An 18,117-nucleotide genomic window follows, 5' to 3' on the forward strand; every position below is an offset into this window, starting at 1 on the left:
ACCGTGAGCGCACCCCACACCCTCGGGCAGCGGGACGGCGGCCCGCCGGACGCCGCGGCCCCCGTCCTCCGGCTCGACACGATCGGCTGGAGCGTCGGCGGCGCGACCATCGTCCAGGACATCAGCCTGAGCGTCCGCGAGGGCGAGTTCCTCGCCTTCATCGGCCCCAACGGGGCGGGCAAGACCTCCCTGTTCAACCTGATCAGCGGGCTCACGGCGCCCACCGCGGGCACGATCGCGCTGGACGGCGCGGACATGACGGACCGGCCCGCGCACGTCCGGGCCCGGCGCGGCATCGGCCGGACGTTCCAGACGTCCAGCCTCTGGCCCGCGATGACCGTCGCCGACCACGTCCGGCTGGCCGCGCAGGCCGCCCGGGGCGGCTCGTACCGTCTCTGGCGCCGCGCGGACCCGTACACCGCCGAGGTGGCCGGCGTCCTGGAGCGCACCGGCCTCGGTCACCGGGCCGGGGCCACGGCCGCCGAACTCTCGCACGGCGAGAAGCGGAAGCTGGAGCTCGCCGTGCTGCTGGTGGGCGAGCCCCGGCTGATGCTCCTCGACGAGCCGATGGCCGGGGTGAGCGCCGAGGAGGTCCCGGCGCTGACCGAACTGATCCGCGCCCTGCACCGGGAGGAGGGGCGCACGGTCCTGATGGTCGAGCACCACATGGACGTGCTGCTGGGTCTCGCTGACCGGCTGGCCGTGATGCACCACGGCCGGCTGCTCGCCCTGGACACGCCCGAGGCCGTGACCGCCGATCCGACCGTGCAGCAGGCCTACCTCGGGGAGGGACTGTGACCGGGCACCCCCTGCTCGACGTACGGGACCTGCGGGTCCTGATCGGCGGCCGGCACATCCTGCACGGCGTCGGCCTGGAGGTCGCCGGCCACGGCGTGACCGCGCTGCTCGGCCGCAACGGGGCCGGGAAGACCACGACCGTACGGGGCATCCTCGGCCTCGTCCCGCGCGAGGGCAGCGTCCGCCTCGACGGCGAAGAGACCGTGGCGCTGCCCACGCACGCGCTGGTCCGGCGCGGGATCGGCTACGCCCCCGAGGACCGCGGCGTCTTCGCCGGCCTGACCGTCGCGGAGAACCTGCGGCTGGCCGAGCGGCGCGGCGCGGGCGAGCCCGCGTATGCCCTGGTCCATGAGCTGTTCCCCGAACTGAAGCAGCGGGCCCGGCAGTTGGCCGGCACCCTGTCCGGCGGACAGCAGCAGATGGTCGCCATCGGCCGCACCCTGCTCAACGCCAACCGGCTGATCATCGCGGACGAACCCACCAAGGGCCTGGCGCCGAAGGTGGTCACCGAGGTCGCCCAGGTGCTGGAGCGGGCCGCCGAGGCGGTGCCGGTGCTGCTCGTGGAGCAGAACCTCGCCGTCGTCCGGCGGCTGGCCGCGCACTGCGTGGTGCTGGCCGACGGCCGGACCGCCCACCGGGGCCCGGCGGCGGACCTGCTCGGCGACGCGGAGGCGGCCCGCCGGCTGCTCGGGGTGGGACACGGCCCGGTCACCGAAGAACCCGACCTGAAGGCGGATTCCTGATGTCCACCCTCGTCCTGCTCACCCTGACCGGACTCGGTCTGGGTGCCCTCTACTTCCTCATCGCGTCCGGACTCTCGCTGATCTTCGGCCTGATGGACGTCCTCAACTTCGCGCACGGGGCGCTGCTGTCCATCGGCGCGTACGGCACCTGGTGGGCGGCGTCCGGGAACCTGCCCGGCGCGGGGCCCGGCGGCGCCGGCTTCGTCCTCGCGGTCCTGTTCGGTACGGCGGTGGGCGCCGCGGCCGCCGTACTCCTGGAACTCGCCGTCGTCCGCCCGCTCTACACCCGGCCGCGCGAGCAGGTGCTGGCCACCGTCGGGGTGGGGCTCGCCGTCCCGGCGCTGCTGTCGGGCATCTGGGGCTCCGACGCCCGGACCTTCCCGGGGCCCGAGGCGCTGTCCGGCACCTTCGGGCTGCTGGGCGCCGAGGTCCCCGCCAACCGGCTGGTGCTGATCGCGGCGGCCGTCGTCGTCCTGGTGGCGCTGCGGCTGTTCCTCGGCCGGACCCGGCACGGCCTCGTCGTACGGGCGGGCGTCGAGGACCGTGCGATGGTCACCGCGCTCGGCATCGACGTCCGCAGGGCGTTCACGCTCGTCTTCGCGATCGGGGGCTGCGCCGCGGCCCTCGGCGGGGCGCTCGGCGGGCTGTACTTCGGCTCGGTCGACCCCCGGCAGGGCACCTCGCTGCTGATCTTCGCGTTCGTCGTCGTGGTCACCGGCGGCATGGGTTCGGTGACCGGCGCCGCCGTGGCGTCCGTCGTCATCGGCCTGGTCCAGCAGTTCGCCAACTACTACACCGCGGCGGGGCTCGGTGATCTGGCGGTCGTCGTCCTGCTCGCCGCCCTGCTGCTGATCCGCCCGCGCGGACTGACGGGGAGGCTCGCGTGAGCACCGCGACCGAGACACACGACCGCACCGGCGGCCCCGCGGCCGCGCCGTCGCCCGTCGGCCGGGCCCGGCCGCTGCGCTGGTGGCCCGCCGCCGTCCTGCTGGTCCTGGTGTTCGCACCGTTCAGCGCCGTACCGGTGCCGGGCCTGCTGGACGGGCCGCTCGGCAGCGCGGGCAGCCTCCAACTCCTGGCCACCTGCCTGCTGTTCGGCGCCCTGGCCACCGGCTACGACCTGCTGCTCGGGCGCACCGGACTGCTCTCGTTCGGGCACGCCCTGTACTTCGCGGCGGGCAGCTACGCCACCAACGTGTTCCTGCTGGAGGCGGGCCTCCCCTTCGGTCTCGCCGCGCTCCTCGGCCTGCTGTCCGGGATCGCGCTGGCGCTGGTCCTGGGGTCGGTAAGCCTGCGCGTCACCGGGATCGGCTTCTCCATGGTGACCCTCGCCTTCGCCCAGGCGGGCTCGATCCTGGTGTCCCGCGACCCCGGCGGCGTCACCGGCGGCGAGGAGGGCCGGGCGGCTCCGGCCGACCTGCTGCCCTCCTGGCTCGTCGGCATCGACCACACCGCGAACCTCTACTGGATCGCCCTCGCCTACCTCGTCCTCACCCTGGCCGTCGTGACCTGGGCGGTCCGCTCCCCCACGGGGCGCGTCTGGGAGGGCATCAAGGAGAACGAGCGCAGGGTGGAGGTGCTGGGCCTGAAACCGTACGGATTCAAGCTGACCGCCTTCGTCCTCGCGGGCGCGCTCGCCGCGCTCGGCGGCATCGTGCACCTGCTGCTGACCGGTGGTTCCACGCCGCAGACCACCACGTCCGACTTCACGCTGTCGCTGCTGGTGATGGTGGTGCTGGGCGGATCGGGCACCCGTTGGGGGCCGATGGTCGGCGGCATCCTCTACACCTGGGCGGACCACCGGCTCGGTGACCTGGCCGGTTCGGGCGCGGTCGCCGATCTGCCCGCGGTGCTCCGCGTCCCGCTCTCCCAGCCGCTGTTCCTGCTGGGCGTGCTGTTCGTGGCCGTGGTACATCTGCTGCCGGGCGGCCTGGCCCGGCTGCCCTCCCGGCTCAGGGCCGTCCCCCACCGGAAGGAGACCGGACACCAGTGACCGTGTACGAGGAGATCGAAGTCCCCGTGGCAGGCGGCGCGTTGGCCGCGCTGCGCTGGCCGGCCACCGATCCGGGCGCGCCCACGGTGGTGGCGCTGCACGGCATCACGGCCAACGCGCTGTCCTGGGGCCCGGTGGCCCGGCTGCTGGCCGGCCGCGTCACCCTGGTCGCGCCGGATCTGCGGGGCAGGGCGGGGAGTTCCGGCCTCCCCGGCCCGTACGGCATCGCGACGCACACCGACGACATCGCCGCCCTGACCGAGGCCCTTTCCCTGGACCGGGTGGTGCTGGCGGGCCACTCGATGGGCGCGTTCGTGGCGGCGCTGGCCGCGGTGCGGCACCCGGGCCGCTTCGGCCCGCTGCTGCTCGTCGACGGCGGCATCGGCTTCCCGGCGCCCACGCACCTGACGCCCGACGAGCTGATGACGGCGGTGATCGGCCCGGCGATGGACCGCCTGTCCATGACCTTCCCCGACCGCGCCGCCTACCGCGCCTTCTGGCAGGCGCACCCGGCGTTCGCGGGCGCCTGGTCCGACGAGGTGGACGCGTACATCCAGCGCGACCTGACCGGCGAGGAGCCGGCCCTGCGCTCGACGTGCCGGATCGAGGCGATCCGCACGGACGGCGTGGGCCTGTTCGACGCGGAGGTCCTGACGGCGGTGCGGAAGCTGCCCGTCGAGGCGACGCTGCTGTGGGCGGCGCGGGGTCTGATGGACGAGGAGCAGGGGCTGTACGACGAGAGCCGGCTGGCGGCCGCGGACCTGGGCGGGACGCGGGTCGAGCCGGTAGCGGTGAAGGACGTGAACCACTACACGGTGCTCACGGGTGAGCGGGGCGGGCGGGAGATAGCCGACCGTCTGGTGGCGTACGCGCGGGGGTGACGGAGGCGCCGGTACGGGCCCGGCGGTGCGCCGCCGGGCCCGTACCGTCCTGCGCGTCAGGCGGTGCAGCCGCTGTCCGCGAGGACGAAGTAGCCCGCCGGTGACTCCTTCAGGGTGTGGCTGACGAAGACGTTGTACAGGCCCATGTTCTGGTTCGAGCCGTTCGCGTAGACGTATCCGCCGGACGTGTGCGCCCGGCCCGCCGTCACATGGGCGTAGTTGGTGGCGGTGTAGCACGTCGCGGGGGCGCTGCCGCCGGTCGTGGTCGCGGTCACCTGGGCGGAGGCGCTGCCCGCCGTGCCCGATGCGTCGAGGGCGGCCACCGTGTAGCGGTAGGCGGTCCCGGCCGTGAGCCCCGTGTCGGTGTACGTCGTGGCGGTGGGCGAGGCGATCTTCGTGCCGTTGCGGTGGACGGCGTACGAGGTGGCGCCCGCGACCGCGCTCCAGGACAGGGAGACAGTGGTGTCGGTGGTGCCGGTGACGGTCACGCCGGCGGGGGCGGGGAGCCCGTCGTCGCCTCCGCCGCCGGGGCTGCCGCCCCCGTCCAGGCCCCAGAAGACGCCCGTGTAGTACGTCGAGCAGATCGTGTTCAGGAAGTAGGCGGCCGCCGTCCCGCACTGCTGGTCGCCCGACCCGGGGCTGACGGGGAGACCGTGGCCCATACCGGAGACGGAGTACGTCTCCACGGCCGGCCGGCCGGAGGCGTCGGCGTAGACGCTGCGGGTGGTGTTGCCCGGGAGGGTGTCGGTGGATGACGGGGTCTGCCCGATGCCCCAGACGTCCGTCCACTGGTCGCGCAGGGCCGTGGCGTTCGCGGGGTAGACCGTGTAGTCCGAGGTGCCCTGCCAGATCGCCACCCGGGGCCGGGGGCCGCTGTAGCCGGGGTAGGCCGCGCGCACCTTGTCGCCCCACTGCGCGGGCGTCAGCTTCTGCGGGCCCGTCTGGCAGCCCGACGCGGCCGCCTGGCTCGTCGCGCACTGGGCGGGCAGCCCCGAGGCCACCGAGCCGCCCGCGAACACGTCCGGGTAGGCCGCGAGCAGGTCGGCGGTCATGCCGCCGCCGGCCGAGAGGCCGGTGACGTACACCCGGCGGCCGTCCGAACCGTAGTGCTCCTTCGCGTAGTCGACCATCTGCACGACGGACGCCGCCTCGCCCTTGCCCCGGGTGTCCTCGGCCGGGTCGAACCAGCCGAAGCAGGAGAGCGAGTTGTTCGCGGACGTGGTCTGCGGGAAGACGACGGCGAAGCCCCACTTGTCGGCAAACTTCGGCCAGCCGGAGTTGGTGTAGTACGCGTTGGCCGTCTGGGTGCAGCCGTGCAGGGCGACGACGAGCGGCGCGTTCGCGGGGAGATTCGCGGGCGTGTACGCGTACATCTGGAGGTTGCCGGGGTTGGAGCCGAAGCCGGTGACCTGCTGGAGGCCGGCGGCGGCCTGAGCGGCGGCGCCAGGCTGAGCGGCGGCGGCGGTGGCGGCGGTGGTGCTCAGCGTCGCCGCGAGCAGGCCGAGGACGGCCGTGGACGCGACGCGGCGCAGCAGACGTCTCAGGATCGGTGGGCGCACGGGGCTGCCTCCCTGGTCGGTGAGTGGGGGGTGCGGGTTGCTGCCGGAACCTACGAGCGGGGGCCGTCCGCGCCCATGGGACCGGTGGCCACTCCCCGGCCCCGGCTGTGTGCGCCGCCGCCCTTGCGCGGCGGCGGGCGCTCCGGACGGCGGGCCCCGGCGGCCGGCCGGACCCGCCCGGGGAGCGGCGGGCGGTGCCGGGCGCCGCGCGCTGACGGCCCGGGCGGGGACACGCACCATGTACGCCGCCACCACGCCGGGGCGGGAGGGTGTGTGCACCGACGCCGTGTGACACGGGCCGCCGCGTACCTACGGTGACGGCCATGGAGACTTCCCGCAGACCGGATCACGAACCCGCCGCCCCCTCCCCCGGGCCGTCGCAGGTGCCCGCCGCACCCCTGCTGGCCGGGCGCACCGCGCTGGTGACCGGTGCGGCGAGCGGGATCGGGCGGGCCTGCGCCGTCGCGCTGGCCGCGGCGGGCGCCCATGTGCACGTCGTGGACAGGTCGGGCGAGGCCGCGAGGAAACTGGCGCGGGAGATCGGCGGGACGCCGTGGGTGGTGGACCTGTCCGACCCCGCGGTCGTCGACACGCTGCCGGCCGATGTGGACGTCGTGGTCAACAACGCGGGGCTCCAGCATGTCGCCCCCGTCCACGAATTCCCGCCGGACCGCTTCGCGCTGATCCAGCGCGTCATGGTGGAGACCCCGTTCCGCGTCTTGCGCCGGACCCTGCCGGGGATGTACGAACGCGGCTGGGGACGCGTGGTCAACATCTCGTCGGTGCACGGGCTGCGCGCGAGCCCGTACAAATCGGCCTATGTGACGGCCAAGCACGCACTGGAGGGGCTGAGCAAGGTGGTCGCGCTCGAAGCGGCGGAGCACGGGGTGACGAGCAACTGCGTCAGCCCCGGATACGTACGCACGCCCCTGGTCGAGAACCAGATCGCCGACCAGGCGCGGACGCACGGCATCTCGGAGGCGGACGTGGTGGGGCGGGTGATGCTGGAGCGCAGTGCCGTCAAGCGGCTGATCGAGCCGGCGGACGTCGCCGAGGCCGTCCTGTGGCTGTGCGGGCCGCGCACCGGGCACATCACGGGCACCTCGCTCTCCATGGACGGCGGCTGGACCGCCAACTGACCGCTCGGCCGGGCCGACCCTACGAACGCTGGACGCCATGTCTGAACCACGCCCCTCCGCCGCACCCCACCTCCGGCGCCTGTTCGACCTGCTGGCCGACGACGCGCCCGCCGAGGCGCTGGGGGCGGTCTCCTCGCAGGCCCGGGGGGACGGCGTGCCCGCCGAGGAGCTCGCCGAGGTGGAGCGGGCCACGGCCACCGCGCTGCGGATCAGGGGCGCGCTGCGTCAGCACCGGCGCCGCGAGCTCCAGCTCACGGCGCTGTTCGACACGGCGGGCGATCTGGCGGCGTCCCGCGACCTGGACGACGTGCTGAAGGCGATCGTGCGGCGGGCCAGGATGCTGCTCGGCACGGACACGGCGTATCTGACCCTCCCGGACGAGGAGGCCGGCGACACCTACATGCGGGTGACCGACGGGTCGGTGTCCGTGCTGTTCCAGCGCCTGCGGCTGGAACTCGGCGAAGGGCTCGGCGGTCTGGTGGCGCAGACCGCGAGCCCGTACGCGACGCCCAACTACCCCGCCGACGAACGCTTCCACCACACCCGCAACATCAACGCGGGGGTCCTCGACGAGGGCCTGGTCGCCATCCTGGGCGTGCCCCTGCTCCTCGGCTCCAGCCGCGGCGGCACGGGCAAGGTGATCGGGGTCCTGTTCGCGGCCGACCGGGCGCCCCGGGTCTTCAGCCCGGACGAGGTGGCCCTGCTCTGCTCACTCGCCGCGCACGCCGCGATCGCCATCGACACGGCCCGCGCGCTCGCCGACACCACCGCGGCGCTCGCCGGACTCGCGGAGGCGAACGCGGAACTGGCCGAGGCCAACGCCTCCGTACGGGCGCACTCGGCGGCCATGCGGCGGGCCGAGGAGTCGCACGACCGGCTGACGGACCTGGTCCTGCGCGGCCGCGACGTCAAGGACGTCGCGGCGGCGGTCGCCGGGCTGCTCGGCTCCCCGCTGACCATTCACGACCCGGGCGGCCGCCCGCTGGCCGCGGTGCGCCCGGACGGCACGGGTTTCGCCGCCGACAGCATGGACGCCGGGTGGCTGGCGGAGGCGGCCGAGGAGTCCCGTACGGGGGCGCGCGCGGTGCACCGCGAGGGGAGGGTGGTCTGCGCGGTGCTCGCCGGGCAGGAGCTGCTGGCCGGACTGGTGCTGCACCGCGGCCGGCCGCTGGACGACTCCGACCGCCGGCTGTTCGAACGGTCGGCGGTGGTCACCGGGCTGCTCCTGCTGCTGCGGCGCACGGTGGCCGAGACGGAGAACCGGATACGCGGCGAGCTGATCGCCGACCTGCTGACGGACACCGGCCGCGACCCGGCGGGGCTGGCCGAGCGCGGGCGCCGGCTGGGCATCGACCTGGACCGCCCGCACCTACTGCTGGTGGCGGAGTCGGGGGCGCGGGAGCGGCTGGCCCCGGCCGCCATGCGTTATCTGTTCGGCGGGGACATCCACGGCGTGAGCGCCGAACACGCGGGCACGGTCGTGCTGTTGATCGAGGACGACGGCACGGCGGCAGGACGCGCGGCCCGCTCGGCGGCGGCCCAGCTGGGCCAGCTGGCGCAGTCCCCCGTCACCGTCGCCGCCGCCGGCCCCGCCCGGGGCCCCCGGGAGCTGGCCTCGGCCTACGGCGAGGCGGCGCGCTGTCTGCGGGCGATGCGGGTGCTGGGGCGTACGGGCGAGGGCGCGTGCGTGGAGGAACTGGGCTTCCTGGGCGTGGTCCTCGGCAACGCCCAGGACGTCGACGGCTTCGTGACGGCGGCGCTGGGGCCGCTGCTGGAGTACGACGCGCAGCGCGGCACGCATCTGGTGCGGACGCTCAGCGCGTACTTCGGTGCGGGCGGCAGCCTGATCCGGGCCAAGGACGAGCTGCACGTGCACGTGAACACGGTGGTGCAGCGGCTGGACCGGATCCAGGTGCTGCTGGGCCGGGACTGGAACGAGCCGGACCGGGCACTGGAGCTGCAACTGGCTCTGCGGCTGCACCTGTTGTCGGGCGCACGGCCCACAGGCGGCCGCTGACGCAGTCCGTTCGCGGTCGTTGTCCTCCGGGAGGTCGCGGCCGGTATCCGTCAGCCGCTGACCGCGTACGTCGCCGAGCACCCGGGCGACGTACGGCTGATCGAGGACCGGGTCATGGAGATCCGGCAGGCGGTGGGGACGGCCCGGGGCCGGGCCCCCGGGACGGTGCGGTCCCCGCGGGACCTGGCCGGGGAGCTGAAGGCCGACGGATTCATGGCCGGCACGCCGCTCCGCTCGCACCGGCCCGAGATACCGGTCGCCCTGCCCGCCGGACGCACCGGGGCCGCGGCGGGCCGGGAGCCGACCGCCGCGCCCGTTCACTCCTCCGGCGGGAACACCACCTCTCCCGAGTGGGCCAGCGCGATCGTGATGGCCTCGACCGGGCAACCCTCGGCTGCGGCGAGGACGCGTTCGTTGGCGTCGGTCTCCGGGTCGAGCGGGTGGGACTGCCGGGCGGCGTCCAGCCGGAACCCGTCCGGCGCGTGGTTCACGCACATCCCCGACCCGATGCAGACGCCCCGGTCGACCTCGACGCTCCAGCGGTCCCCCATCAGGCCTCGCCCCCGTACCCGGCGGGCAGGTGGATCATCTTGTGCTCGAAGTACTCCCCGTACCCCTCGGGCCCGAACTCGCGGCCCAGGCCGGAGTTCTTGTAGCCGCCGAACGGGCCGAGCATGTCGAGGCTGAAGGTGTTCACGCTGTACGTGCCCGTCCTCACCCGGCGGGCGATGTCGATGCCGCGCTCGGTGTCGGCGGTCCAGACACTGCCGCTGAGGCCGTACTCGGAGTCGTTGGCGATCCGCACGGCCTCGTCCTCGTCGCCGTACGGCAGCAGGCAGATGACCGGGCCGAAGATCTCCTCGCGGGCGATGCGCATGGAGTTGGCGACGTCGCCGAAGAGCGTCGGCTCGACGTACCAGCCGCGCTCCTGCGACGCCGGACGGCCGCCCCCGGTCAGGACCTTCGCCCCCTCCTCCTGCCCGATCCTGATGTAGTCGAGGGAGCGCTGCTGCTGGCGCTGTGCGACGAGCGGGCCGAGTTCGGTGGCGGGGTCGAGGGGGTCGCCGACCTTCAGCGCGCCGGCGGCCGCGGCGAAGGCCTCGGCGGTCTCCGCGTACCGGGACCGCGGCACGAGGATCCGGGTCTGGGCCACGCAGGCCTGGCCGTTGATCATCCAGGCGAAGGGGACGATGCCGGCGACGGCGGCGTCCAGGTCGGCGTCGGGAAGGATCACCGCGGCGGACTTCCCGCCGAGCTCCAGGGTGACGCGGGTGAGACCCCGCGAGGCGACCTCCATGACCCGCCGGCCGGCGGCGACGGACCCGGTGAAGGAGACCTTGTCGACGCCCGGATGCCCGACGAGGTACTCGCTCACCTCACGGTCGGCGGGCAGGATGGAGAGCACGCCCTCGGGCAGCCCGGCCTCGGCGACGATCTCGGCCAGGATGTAGGCGTCCAGCGGCGACTCGGGCGACACCTTGAGGACGGCCGAGCAGCCGGCGAGCAGTGCGGGCGCGAGCTTCGCCGCGGCGGTGAACTGGGGCACGTTCCACGGCACGACGGCCGCGACGACCCCGACCGGCTCCCGCCGCACGAGCAGCGGCCCGAGCGCCCCGTCCCGGCGTTCCTCGTACGGGAAGGTGCGGGCCACGGTGATCGCCGCGTCCCACACCATCATCGCGGCGAGGGCCTGCACCATGACGCTGGAGGTGTACGGGGTGCCGTTCTCCGAGCTGATGACCCGGGCGATCTCCTCGTACCGGACGGCGAAGGCGTCCTTGATCCGCGTGACGACGGCGATGCGCTCGTCCAGCGGCATCCGCGGCCAGGGCCCGTGGTCGAACGCCTGCCGGGCAGCGGCCACGGCCCGGTCCACGTCCCCTTCGGCGGCGTGCGGCACCCGGCCGATGACCTGCTCGGTGTGCGGGGAGATGACGTCGATGACATCCCGTCCGAGCGGATCGACCAACTCCCCGCCGATGAACAGTTTTCCGTGTTCGACAAGCTCGCTCATGGCTGCTGCCTCCCGCGACGCGGCACGTGACCGACCGACTCGATGACTGACCTGCGGGGGACCGCTCCCCGTCCGGCCGCCCCCGCGTCCGGAGCGGAGCCGATCGGCACAGCGCACCTGACTTAGTGTCAGAACTGATACCAGTTCCAGTTCAAGGAGTCCACGGCTGGGACAGCACCGGCTGCGCGCCCCACGCGTACCGGCCGGGACCGCGCACCAGGCAGCCGCGGTGACCGAACAGCCGACACGGAGGGTCGACCGGGGCTACCACTGGAACAAGTTCTCGTTACAGTGGACGCGGCGCGTCGTGGCCGTACCGCGCACGCCGCCGAGGCCGCGGAGAGATGGGGAGTCCATGACGCAGGTGATCAACCACGGTGGAGGCGTCCACAGCATCAAGGTCCCCATCCCGGACAACCCGTTGGGACACACCCTGGTCCATCTCCTCGACACGGACCGCGGCCCGGTCCTGATCGACACCGGCTGGGACGACCCGGAGGCCTGGGACACCCTCACGGCGGGGCTCACCACCGTGGGCGTGGACATCTCCGGAATCCACGGTGTGGTCATCACCCACCACCACCCCGACCACCACGGCCTGTCCGGCCAGGTCCGCGAGGCGTCCGGGGCCTGGATCGCGATGCACGCGGCCGACACGGCGATCGTCCGCCGCACCCGCGCGTCGGAGCCCGGCACCTGGCTGGCCTACCTGGCGACGAAGCTGGCGACGGTCGGCGCCCCCGAGGACCACATCGCCCCGCTGCGGGCCGCCCGCGAGCAGGGCGGCCGCATGCGCACCCTGCCCGGGCTGCGGGCCGCGGTCCCGGACCGCGAGATCGTGCCGGGCGAACTCCTCGACCTGGCGGGCCGCACCCTGCGCGCCATCTGGACACCGGGCCACACCCCGGGCCACGTGTGCCTGCACCTGGAGGAGGACCACCCGGCCAACCTCCCGGGGCGCGGCCGCCTCTTCTCCGGCGACCACCTGCTCCCCGGCATCAGCCCGCACGTCGGCCTCTACGAGGACCCGGACGACGCCACGGCCACCGACCCGCTGGGCGACTACCTGGACTCCCTGGAGCGCATCGGCCGCCTCGGCGTCGCGGAGGTGCTCCCGGCCCACCAGCACGCCTTCGCGGACGCGGCGGGCCGCGTACAGGAACTCCTGGACCACCACGAGGAACGCCTGACGGGCCTCCTCGCCCTGCTCGCCGCACCGCTCACGCCGTGGCAGGTGGCCGAACGGATGGAGTGGAACCGGCCCTGGGAGCAGATCCCTTACGGCTCGCGGAACATCGCCGTCTCGGAGGCCGAGTCGCACCTGCGCCGCCTGGTGAAGCTGGGGCGCGCCGAGGCGGTGGCGGGGAGCGAGCCGGTGACGTACGTGGCGGTCTGAGGCGAAGCGCACGCACGGGCCGGTCCCGGCCGAAGCCCACGTACGGGGCGGTCCGAGGCGGAACAGGGGGCCGGAGTCACACGGCGGCGCCGGCGTCCTCGCGCGGGCCCGCCGGGGTGGCTCCGGGGGTCCGGCCGGCCGGCGGCACGGCGGGGCGGGCCGCGGCCTCACTCGGGCCCGCCGCGCGGCGGCGCGCCGCGTAGGCGGTCGCGACGAGGGTGAGGGCGACGGTCCCGGCGAGTGCGGGCCAGTACACGTACCGGTAGTTGGACTCGGGCGCGGTGGGCAGGTAGGCGAGGATGTAGAGGAGGGAGCTCGCCCCCAGGAGCCGCAGCTCCCGGCTGTGGGGGCCGGGCCACCGGCGGCGCAGCACGAGCACCAGCGAGACGGCCAGCCAGAACCAGCCCTGGAAGAGCATCGGCAGGTCGCGGGCGGACCCGGTCACGTAGTTCTGCAGGGCGAACCTCAGCGTGTCGTTCAGCGGCTGCTTCCGCGCCTCGGGGTGCAGCCGGGCGCCGGCGTTGACGTGGGTGCCGTTCCAGAAGACCTGGTTGCTCCGGAAGAGCAGCTTGCTGAAGACCCGGGCCCGGTATTCGGCGTAGCCCTTCCAGTGCTTCGGCATCTGCTGGGTCCACATCCGGACGATGACGTCGGCGCGCCGGTCCAGGTACGTCACGTCGAACGGCCGGCGCTGCGGGAAGCACTGCAGGTAGCCGTCCGAGGTGATGTTCCGCTTCCGGCAGGTGACGGCGGCGGTGACCAGGCGGTCGCGCAGGTCCGCGTCCGCCCCCGCCCGTTCGGCGGCCGTGCGCACCTGCTCGGGGGTGAGTACGTGGACGAGGTCGTCCACCGGGATCACCGCGTACACCCGGGTGGCCAGCGGGTCGGTCGCCGCGGACACCCCGGCGCCGCCGGCCAGCACGGCCGCGGCGAAGACACCGGTGGCGGCCGCCCAGCGGCGCCGGCCGGGGGCGGGCCAGGCCGCGAGGACCAGCAGGGCGAAGACCGGGATCACGGCCGGAACGCCGTTCTTGCGCACGAGGGCGGCGTACACGAGGAACAGCAGGGCCGTCACCAGCAGGGCCCAGCGGGCCTTGACCCGGCTCGGCGGCAGGTCGCGCACGGTGAGCGCGATCGCGAAGACCGCGAGGAGCGCGTACGCCAGGTGCACGTCCTTCCACACCACCCCCGTGAGGTTCACGATGTGCGGCGCGAAGCCGACGGCCAGCACCGCGAGGGAGAGCCCGCGGCTGCCGGTCCTCTTCCACACCAGCCGCGCGAGAACCCACAACGTCCCCCACAGCAGGCCGGCTTGCACGGCGGCCATGGCGGAGAAGTTCCCCGTGATCCCGATGAGGACCCGCCACGCGAGCGCCATCACCGGCGGATGCCAGTCGTTCACCGGCTCGTCCCCCAGCGCCTGCCACAACTGGGTGTTGCTGTCGGCGCTGAGGTAGCCGGGGTGGAAGACGGTCGCCACGCCGTAGCCGCAGGCCGCCGCGACGGCCGCCAGGCACCACGGCCACAGCGTGCCGTCGCGCCAGTTCTCACGCAGCGAGGTGGTCCACCGCTCGACGGTTGCGGACATGTGGGCAGGACCCTCCCAGCCGATGAGGACGCGTCGCACTGCTGTTCAACTGCGGTCAGCATGACGACAGTTAACGGATGCCGTGGTAGGAATCTATAGGTGTCGGACTCCGGGGGACAAACCGGAATGATTAGACACCTGCACGGTGTTCGCCCGCCCGCTCGACGTCGGCAGCCCTCGCCTCCGGCCGCGTGGAGGAGCGCACGCACCCCCGCGGCAGGTCCGGGAGCCCCCGCTCGAGTCAGTGAACCCGTACGTCACCTGGAGTTGCCCGAATGCCCCGTTTCAGTGTCGTCGTCCCCGTGTTCAAGGTGCAGGCCTACCTCCACGAGTGCCTGGACTCGGTCCTGCGGCAGTCCTTCCAGGACGTCGAGGTCATCGCCGTCGACGACTGCTCACCCGACTCCTGCGGATCGATCATCGACGAGTACGCCGCCCGCGACGCACGCGTCCAGGCCGTGCACCTGCCCAGGAACGTGGGGCTGGGCCGGGCGCGCAACGCCGGACTGGAGCGCGCGCGGGGCGACTACGTCCTCTTCCTAGACAGTGACGACCGCTACACCCCCGGTCTGCTGCAGGCGCTGGCCGCCCGGCTCGACGCGGTCGGTGACCTGGACATCCTCGCCTTCGACCATGTGCGGACCTACTGGCACGGCAAGGGCGGCCGCAGCCAGTCCGCGGAGTTGTTCGAACGGGCGGGCACCGACGTCTTCCGCCTCAGGGACCGGCCCGAGTACATCCATCTGTTCCTGGTGGCCTGGAACAAGGCGTTCCGCCGCGCGTTCTTCGTGGAGCAGGGCTTCCGGTACGCACCCGGCCTGTACGAGGACGCGCCGGTCACCCAGATGGCGATGGTCACGGCCGAGCGCATCGGCTGTCTGAACAGGGTCGGCGTCGAGTACCGCCAGCGCCGCCACGGCGCGATCACCAAGACGCCGGGCCGCAAGCACTTCGACATCTTCGAGCAGTACGAGGGGCTGTTCACCTTCCTCGACGGACGGCCCGAACTGGCCTGGTCGAGGGACCTGTTGTTCGAGCGCGCCGTGTACCACATGCTGTTCACGCTGAAGCGTCCCGAGCGGGTCAAGGCCTGCGACCGCAGGGCGTTCTTCGGCCGCACCGCGGACTTCTACGCCGGGCATCTCCCGCCCGGATTCACACGCCCCGGCGGATCGCTCGGCGTCCACATGCGCGCCCTGGCCAAGCGGTCCTTCCGCGCCTACCAGGCGGCCGAATGCGCCGCCCGGGTCAAGAGGGCGGGCCCGAGGAAGGTCCTCGAAGCCGCGGACAGGGCCGGCAAGCACGCGTACGCGGGGCTGTACTCCCTGCACCGCCGGCGTTCCCTGGATCCGCACCTCGCCGTCTACACCTCGTACGGGGACCTGCTGCCGTCCTGCAACCCGGCCGCCCTCTTCGACAAGGCCAAGGAGCTGGCTCCCCATGTGCGCGGCGTCTGGGTGGTGCGTGAGGAACTGGCCGGCCAGGTGCCCGCCGGCATCGACCACGTCGTCCGCGGCTCGCGCCGCTACTGGGAGGTGACGGCCCGCGCCACGTACTTCGTGAGCAACGCCGACTTCCCGGACGGCATCGTCAAGCGCCCGGGGCAGATCCACCTGCAGACGCACCACGGCACCCCGCTCAAGCGCATGGGCATGGACCAGCTGGCCTACCCCGCCGCCGCGCGGAACACGGACTTCGGCCGTCTCCTGAAGCACGTGTACCGCTGGGACCTCAGCGTCTCCTCCAACCAGCACTCCACCGAACAGTGGGAGCGCGTCTACCCCGGCACGTTCGAGTCCCTCGACACGGGCTACCCGCGCAATGACCGCTTCTACGCCGCCCGCGCCGAGGACGTCGCCGCCGTCCGCGACCGGCTCGGCATCGCCCCGGGCAGGACCGCCCTGCTGTACGCGCCGACCCACCGCGACTACCGGAAGGACTGGACCCCCACCTTCGACCTGGCCCGGGTGGCCGAGGCGCTGGGCGACGCCTTCGTCCTGCTGGTGCGCACCCACCACCTCGACCGCGGGCACCCTCACCTGGACGACCTCGCCGAACAGGGCAGCGTCATCGACGTGTCCCACCACCCCCGCGTCGAAGACCTCTGCCTGGCGGCGGACGCGCTCATCTCGGACTACTCGTCCCTCACCTTCGACTACGCCAACCTCGACCGCCCCATCGTCATCGACGCCGCCGACTGGGACATCTACACCCAGGTCCGCGGCGTCACCTTCGACCTCCTGTCCGGCCGGCCGGGCGACACCCCCGGAACCGTCGTCACCACCGAGGACGAACTCATCGACGCCTTCCGCAGCGGCCGTTGGCACGGACCCGAGGCCACCGCGCTGCGCCGCGCCTTCCGCGCGCGCTTCTGCCAGTACGACGACGGCCACGCCGCCGAACGCGTCGTCCGCCGGGTCTTCCTCGGCCAGGACCCGCACCCGGCGATCGTGCCGCTCGACCGGCGCACCCCGGCGCCGAAGCCGTCCCCGCGGTGACGCACCGGCCGCCGCGGAAGAGGCCCTGCCCGTGAGCACAGGACCCCGCGAGGGGTGCCTACCGGCCGCACCCCCGTGCCGGATCTCCGACGGGTGACCACAGGAAAGGAGGACCCGGCCCCCACCGGGCGCCGTCCAGGGCACAATGCCGAGCTGTGACGATCACCGCGGGCGAACTCAACCGGGCCACCCTCAGCCGCCAACTGCTCCTGGAACGCGTGCCACTGAGCGTTCCCGAGGCGGTGCGGCAGGTGGTGGCGCTCCAGGCGCAGCACCCGGCCTCGCCGTACGTCGCCCTGTGGAACCGGCTCACCGATTTCGCTCCGGCCGAACTCGACGCCGCGTTCACCGAGCGGGCGGTCGTGAAGGCCTCCCTGATGCGGATCACGTTGCACGCCGTGCACGCCGAGGACTATCCGGCCTTCCGCACGGCGATGCAGCCGACGCTGTACGCCTCCCGGCTCGGCGCCCGGTTCGCCGTCGGGGGGCTGACTCCGGCGGACGCGGAGGAGCTGGTGCCGGAGCTGCTGGACTTCGCCCGCAGTCCCAGGACCTCGGCGCAGATGCAGGCGTGGGCCGAGGAGCGGCTGGGCGCCGAGCGCAAGGAGGGCGGGTGGTGGGGGCTGAAGGCCTACGCGCCGCTGCACCACGCCCCGACGGGCCCGCCGTGGTCGTTCGGCCACCGGCCGTCCTTCGTCGCGGCCGGCGCCGGCCCCGCACCCCGGGGCCGGGTGCTGGACGTCCAGGCGCTGCGGACCCTGATCCTGCGTTACCTGGCGGGGTTCGGGCCCGCATCGGTCGCGGACGTGGCGCAGTTCGCGATGGTGCGGCGGACGCACGTCCGCACGGTGCTCGGGTCCATGGGCGACGCTGTCGAGCAGCTCCAGGGGCCGGACGGCAGCACGCTCTTCGACCTCCCGGACGCGCCGCGGCCGCCCGCCGGCACGCCTGCCCCTCCCCGCCTCATGGCCATGTGGGACAGCGTCCTGCTGGCCTACGCCGACCGCGGCCGGGTCCTGCCGCCGGACTACCGCCCCCTGGTGATCCGGCGCAACGGCGATGTCCTGCCCACCCTCCTGGTGGACGGCCACGTCGCGGGTGTGTGGCGTCCCACGGCCGACGGCATCGAGGCCACGGCCTTCCACCCGCTGTCCCCGGCCACCTGGGACCGGCTGACTGAGGAGGCCCGGTCGCTGAAGGCCCTGCTCGACGACCGCGAGACGCAGGCCTACAGCCGCTACCACCACTGGTGGGCGAAGCTCCCCGAGGGCGGCGAGGTGCGCATGCTCTGACCCCGGACCTCCGGCCCCCCGGGGCGAGCCCGCGAGCAGTCGCGCTCCCGTGACGGCCCGGCCTCCCGGCCCCGGGGCCGACCATGCCGAGGCGCCCCGGCACCCGCCCGGTAGAGTGTGCGAGTCGTCATCATGCCCGTTCAGGGGGAAGCCGGTGTGAATCCGGCGCCGGCCCTTCCCCTCTCTCTCGACTTCGCTC

14 protein-coding genes are annotated in these 18,117 nt (G+C 73.7%); 10 read left to right on the forward strand and 4 right to left on the reverse strand.

Features of this window, described 5'->3' with window-relative positions:
- Positions 1-3 precede the first annotated feature (3 nt).
- The 5 genes from ABZ454_RS30835 to ABZ454_RS30855 are packed head-to-tail and all read left to right on the forward strand — an operon-like array spanning position 4 to position 4,415.
- Positions 4-798, forward strand: a complete 795-nt coding sequence (locus ABZ454_RS30835; protein WP_359542837.1) for an ABC transporter ATP-binding protein — start codon at positions 4-6, stop codon at positions 796-798.
- Complete coding sequence (locus tag ABZ454_RS30840) at positions 795-1,541, forward strand: ABC transporter ATP-binding protein (RefSeq protein ID WP_359542838.1); 747 nt, start codon at positions 795-797, stop codon at positions 1,539-1,541. Before ABZ454_RS30835 ends, ABZ454_RS30840 begins: the two co-directional genes overlap by 4 nt.
- Positions 1,541-2,428: a branched-chain amino acid ABC transporter permease gene (locus tag ABZ454_RS30845; RefSeq protein ID WP_359542840.1), complete on the forward strand. Its 888-nt coding sequence runs from the start codon at positions 1,541-1,543 to the stop codon at positions 2,426-2,428. The genes ABZ454_RS30840 and ABZ454_RS30845 overlap by 1 nt, the downstream gene beginning before the upstream one ends.
- Positions 2,425-3,534 (forward strand): branched-chain amino acid ABC transporter permease, encoded by a 1,110-nt coding sequence (locus tag ABZ454_RS30850; protein WP_359542841.1) that lies wholly within the window; start codon positions 2,425-2,427, stop codon positions 3,532-3,534. The genes ABZ454_RS30845 and ABZ454_RS30850 overlap by 4 nt, the downstream gene beginning before the upstream one ends.
- A complete protein-coding gene (locus ABZ454_RS30855; protein WP_359542842.1) occupies positions 3,531-4,415 on the forward strand; it encodes an alpha/beta hydrolase in 885 nt (294 codons plus the stop codon). The genes ABZ454_RS30850 and ABZ454_RS30855 overlap by 4 nt, the downstream gene beginning before the upstream one ends.
- A gap of 56 nt (positions 4,416-4,471) precedes the next feature.
- Here the strand turns inward: ABZ454_RS30855 and ABZ454_RS30860 are convergent, their stop codons facing one another.
- Positions 4,472-5,974 (reverse strand): PHB depolymerase family esterase, encoded by a 1,503-nt coding sequence (locus tag ABZ454_RS30860; protein ID WP_359542844.1) that lies wholly within the window; start codon positions 5,972-5,974, stop codon positions 4,472-4,474.
- A gap of 323 nt (positions 5,975-6,297) precedes the next feature.
- Between ABZ454_RS30860 and ABZ454_RS30865 the strand changes: the two genes are divergently transcribed.
- Both ABZ454_RS30865 and ABZ454_RS30870 read left to right on the forward strand, forming a co-directional pair.
- Complete coding sequence (locus ABZ454_RS30865; RefSeq protein ID WP_359542847.1) at positions 6,298-7,113, forward strand: 3-hydroxybutyrate dehydrogenase; 816 nt, start codon at positions 6,298-6,300, stop codon at positions 7,111-7,113.
- A gap of 37 nt (positions 7,114-7,150) precedes the next feature.
- Complete coding sequence (locus tag ABZ454_RS30870; RefSeq protein WP_359542848.1) at positions 7,151-9,130, forward strand: GAF domain-containing protein; 1,980 nt, start codon at positions 7,151-7,153, stop codon at positions 9,128-9,130.
- A gap of 317 nt (positions 9,131-9,447) precedes the next feature.
- Here the strand turns inward: ABZ454_RS30870 and ABZ454_RS30875 are convergent, their stop codons facing one another.
- A complete protein-coding gene (locus ABZ454_RS30875; protein WP_359542850.1) occupies positions 9,448-9,681 on the reverse strand; it encodes a ferredoxin in 234 nt (77 codons plus the stop codon).
- Entirely contained in the window at positions 9,681-11,144 is a 1,464-nt protein-coding gene (locus ABZ454_RS30880; protein WP_359542852.1) for an aldehyde dehydrogenase, read from the reverse strand. Before ABZ454_RS30880 ends, ABZ454_RS30875 begins: the two co-directional genes overlap by 1 nt.
- 355 nt (positions 11,145-11,499) lie before the next feature.
- On the opposite strand from ABZ454_RS30880, the gene ABZ454_RS30885 reads away from it, so the two are divergent.
- On the forward strand, positions 11,500-12,540 hold the full coding sequence (locus ABZ454_RS30885) for an MBL fold metallo-hydrolase (protein WP_356316172.1): 1,041 nt from the start codon (positions 11,500-11,502) through the stop codon (positions 12,538-12,540).
- Between the two features lie 76 nt (positions 12,541-12,616).
- Here the strand turns inward: ABZ454_RS30885 and ABZ454_RS30890 are convergent, their stop codons facing one another.
- Positions 12,617-14,128: a hypothetical protein gene (locus tag ABZ454_RS30890; protein WP_359542855.1), complete on the reverse strand. Its 1,512-nt coding sequence runs from the start codon at positions 14,126-14,128 to the stop codon at positions 12,617-12,619.
- Positions 14,129-14,403: 275 nt separating this feature from the next.
- On the opposite strand from ABZ454_RS30890, the gene ABZ454_RS30895 reads away from it, so the two are divergent.
- Both ABZ454_RS30895 and ABZ454_RS30900 read left to right on the forward strand, forming a co-directional pair.
- On the forward strand, positions 14,404-16,626 hold the full coding sequence (locus ABZ454_RS30895) for a bifunctional glycosyltransferase family 2 protein/CDP-glycerol:glycerophosphate glycerophosphotransferase (RefSeq protein WP_359542857.1): 2,223 nt from the start codon (positions 14,404-14,406) through the stop codon (positions 16,624-16,626).
- 155 nt (positions 16,627-16,781) lie between these two features.
- A complete protein-coding gene (locus ABZ454_RS30900) occupies positions 16,782-17,918 on the forward strand; it encodes a winged helix DNA-binding domain-containing protein (RefSeq protein ID WP_359542860.1) in 1,137 nt (378 codons plus the stop codon).
- The last annotated feature ends 199 nt before the right edge of the window (positions 17,919-18,117 follow it).

Origin of the sequence: Streptomyces sp. NPDC005803, from assembly GCF_040630435.1 — a bacterium.
GTDB lineage: Bacteria > Actinomycetota > Actinomycetes > Streptomycetales > Streptomycetaceae > Streptomyces.

What these genes read in the sequence shown, in the direction of transcription:
- ABZ454_RS30895 (WP_359542857.1), top strand. Translation starts at nt 14,404, where the DNA reads ATGCCCCGTTTCAGTGTCGTCGTCCCCGTGTTCAAGGTGCAGGCCTAC.
- ABZ454_RS30870 (WP_359542848.1), top strand. Translation starts at nt 7,151, where the DNA reads ATGTCTGAACCACGCCCCTCCGCCGCACCCCACCTCCGGCGCCTGTTC.
- ABZ454_RS30845 (WP_359542840.1), top strand. Translation starts at nt 1,541, where the DNA reads ATGTCCACCCTCGTCCTGCTCACCCTGACCGGACTCGGTCTGGGTGCC.
- ABZ454_RS30885 (WP_356316172.1), top strand. Translation starts at nt 11,500, where the DNA reads ATGACGCAGGTGATCAACCACGGTGGAGGCGTCCACAGCATCAAGGTC.
- ABZ454_RS30890 (WP_359542855.1), bottom strand. Translation starts at nt 14,128, where the DNA reads ATGTCCGCAACCGTCGAGCGGTGGACCACCTCGCTGCGTGAGAACTGG.
- ABZ454_RS30865 (WP_359542847.1), top strand. Translation starts at nt 6,298, where the DNA reads ATGGAGACTTCCCGCAGACCGGATCACGAACCCGCCGCCCCCTCCCCC.
- ABZ454_RS30880 (WP_359542852.1), bottom strand. Translation starts at nt 11,144, where the DNA reads ATGAGCGAGCTTGTCGAACACGGAAAACTGTTCATCGGCGGGGAGTTG.
- ABZ454_RS30875 (WP_359542850.1), bottom strand. Translation starts at nt 9,681, where the DNA reads ATGGGGGACCGCTGGAGCGTCGAGGTCGACCGGGGCGTCTGCATCGGG.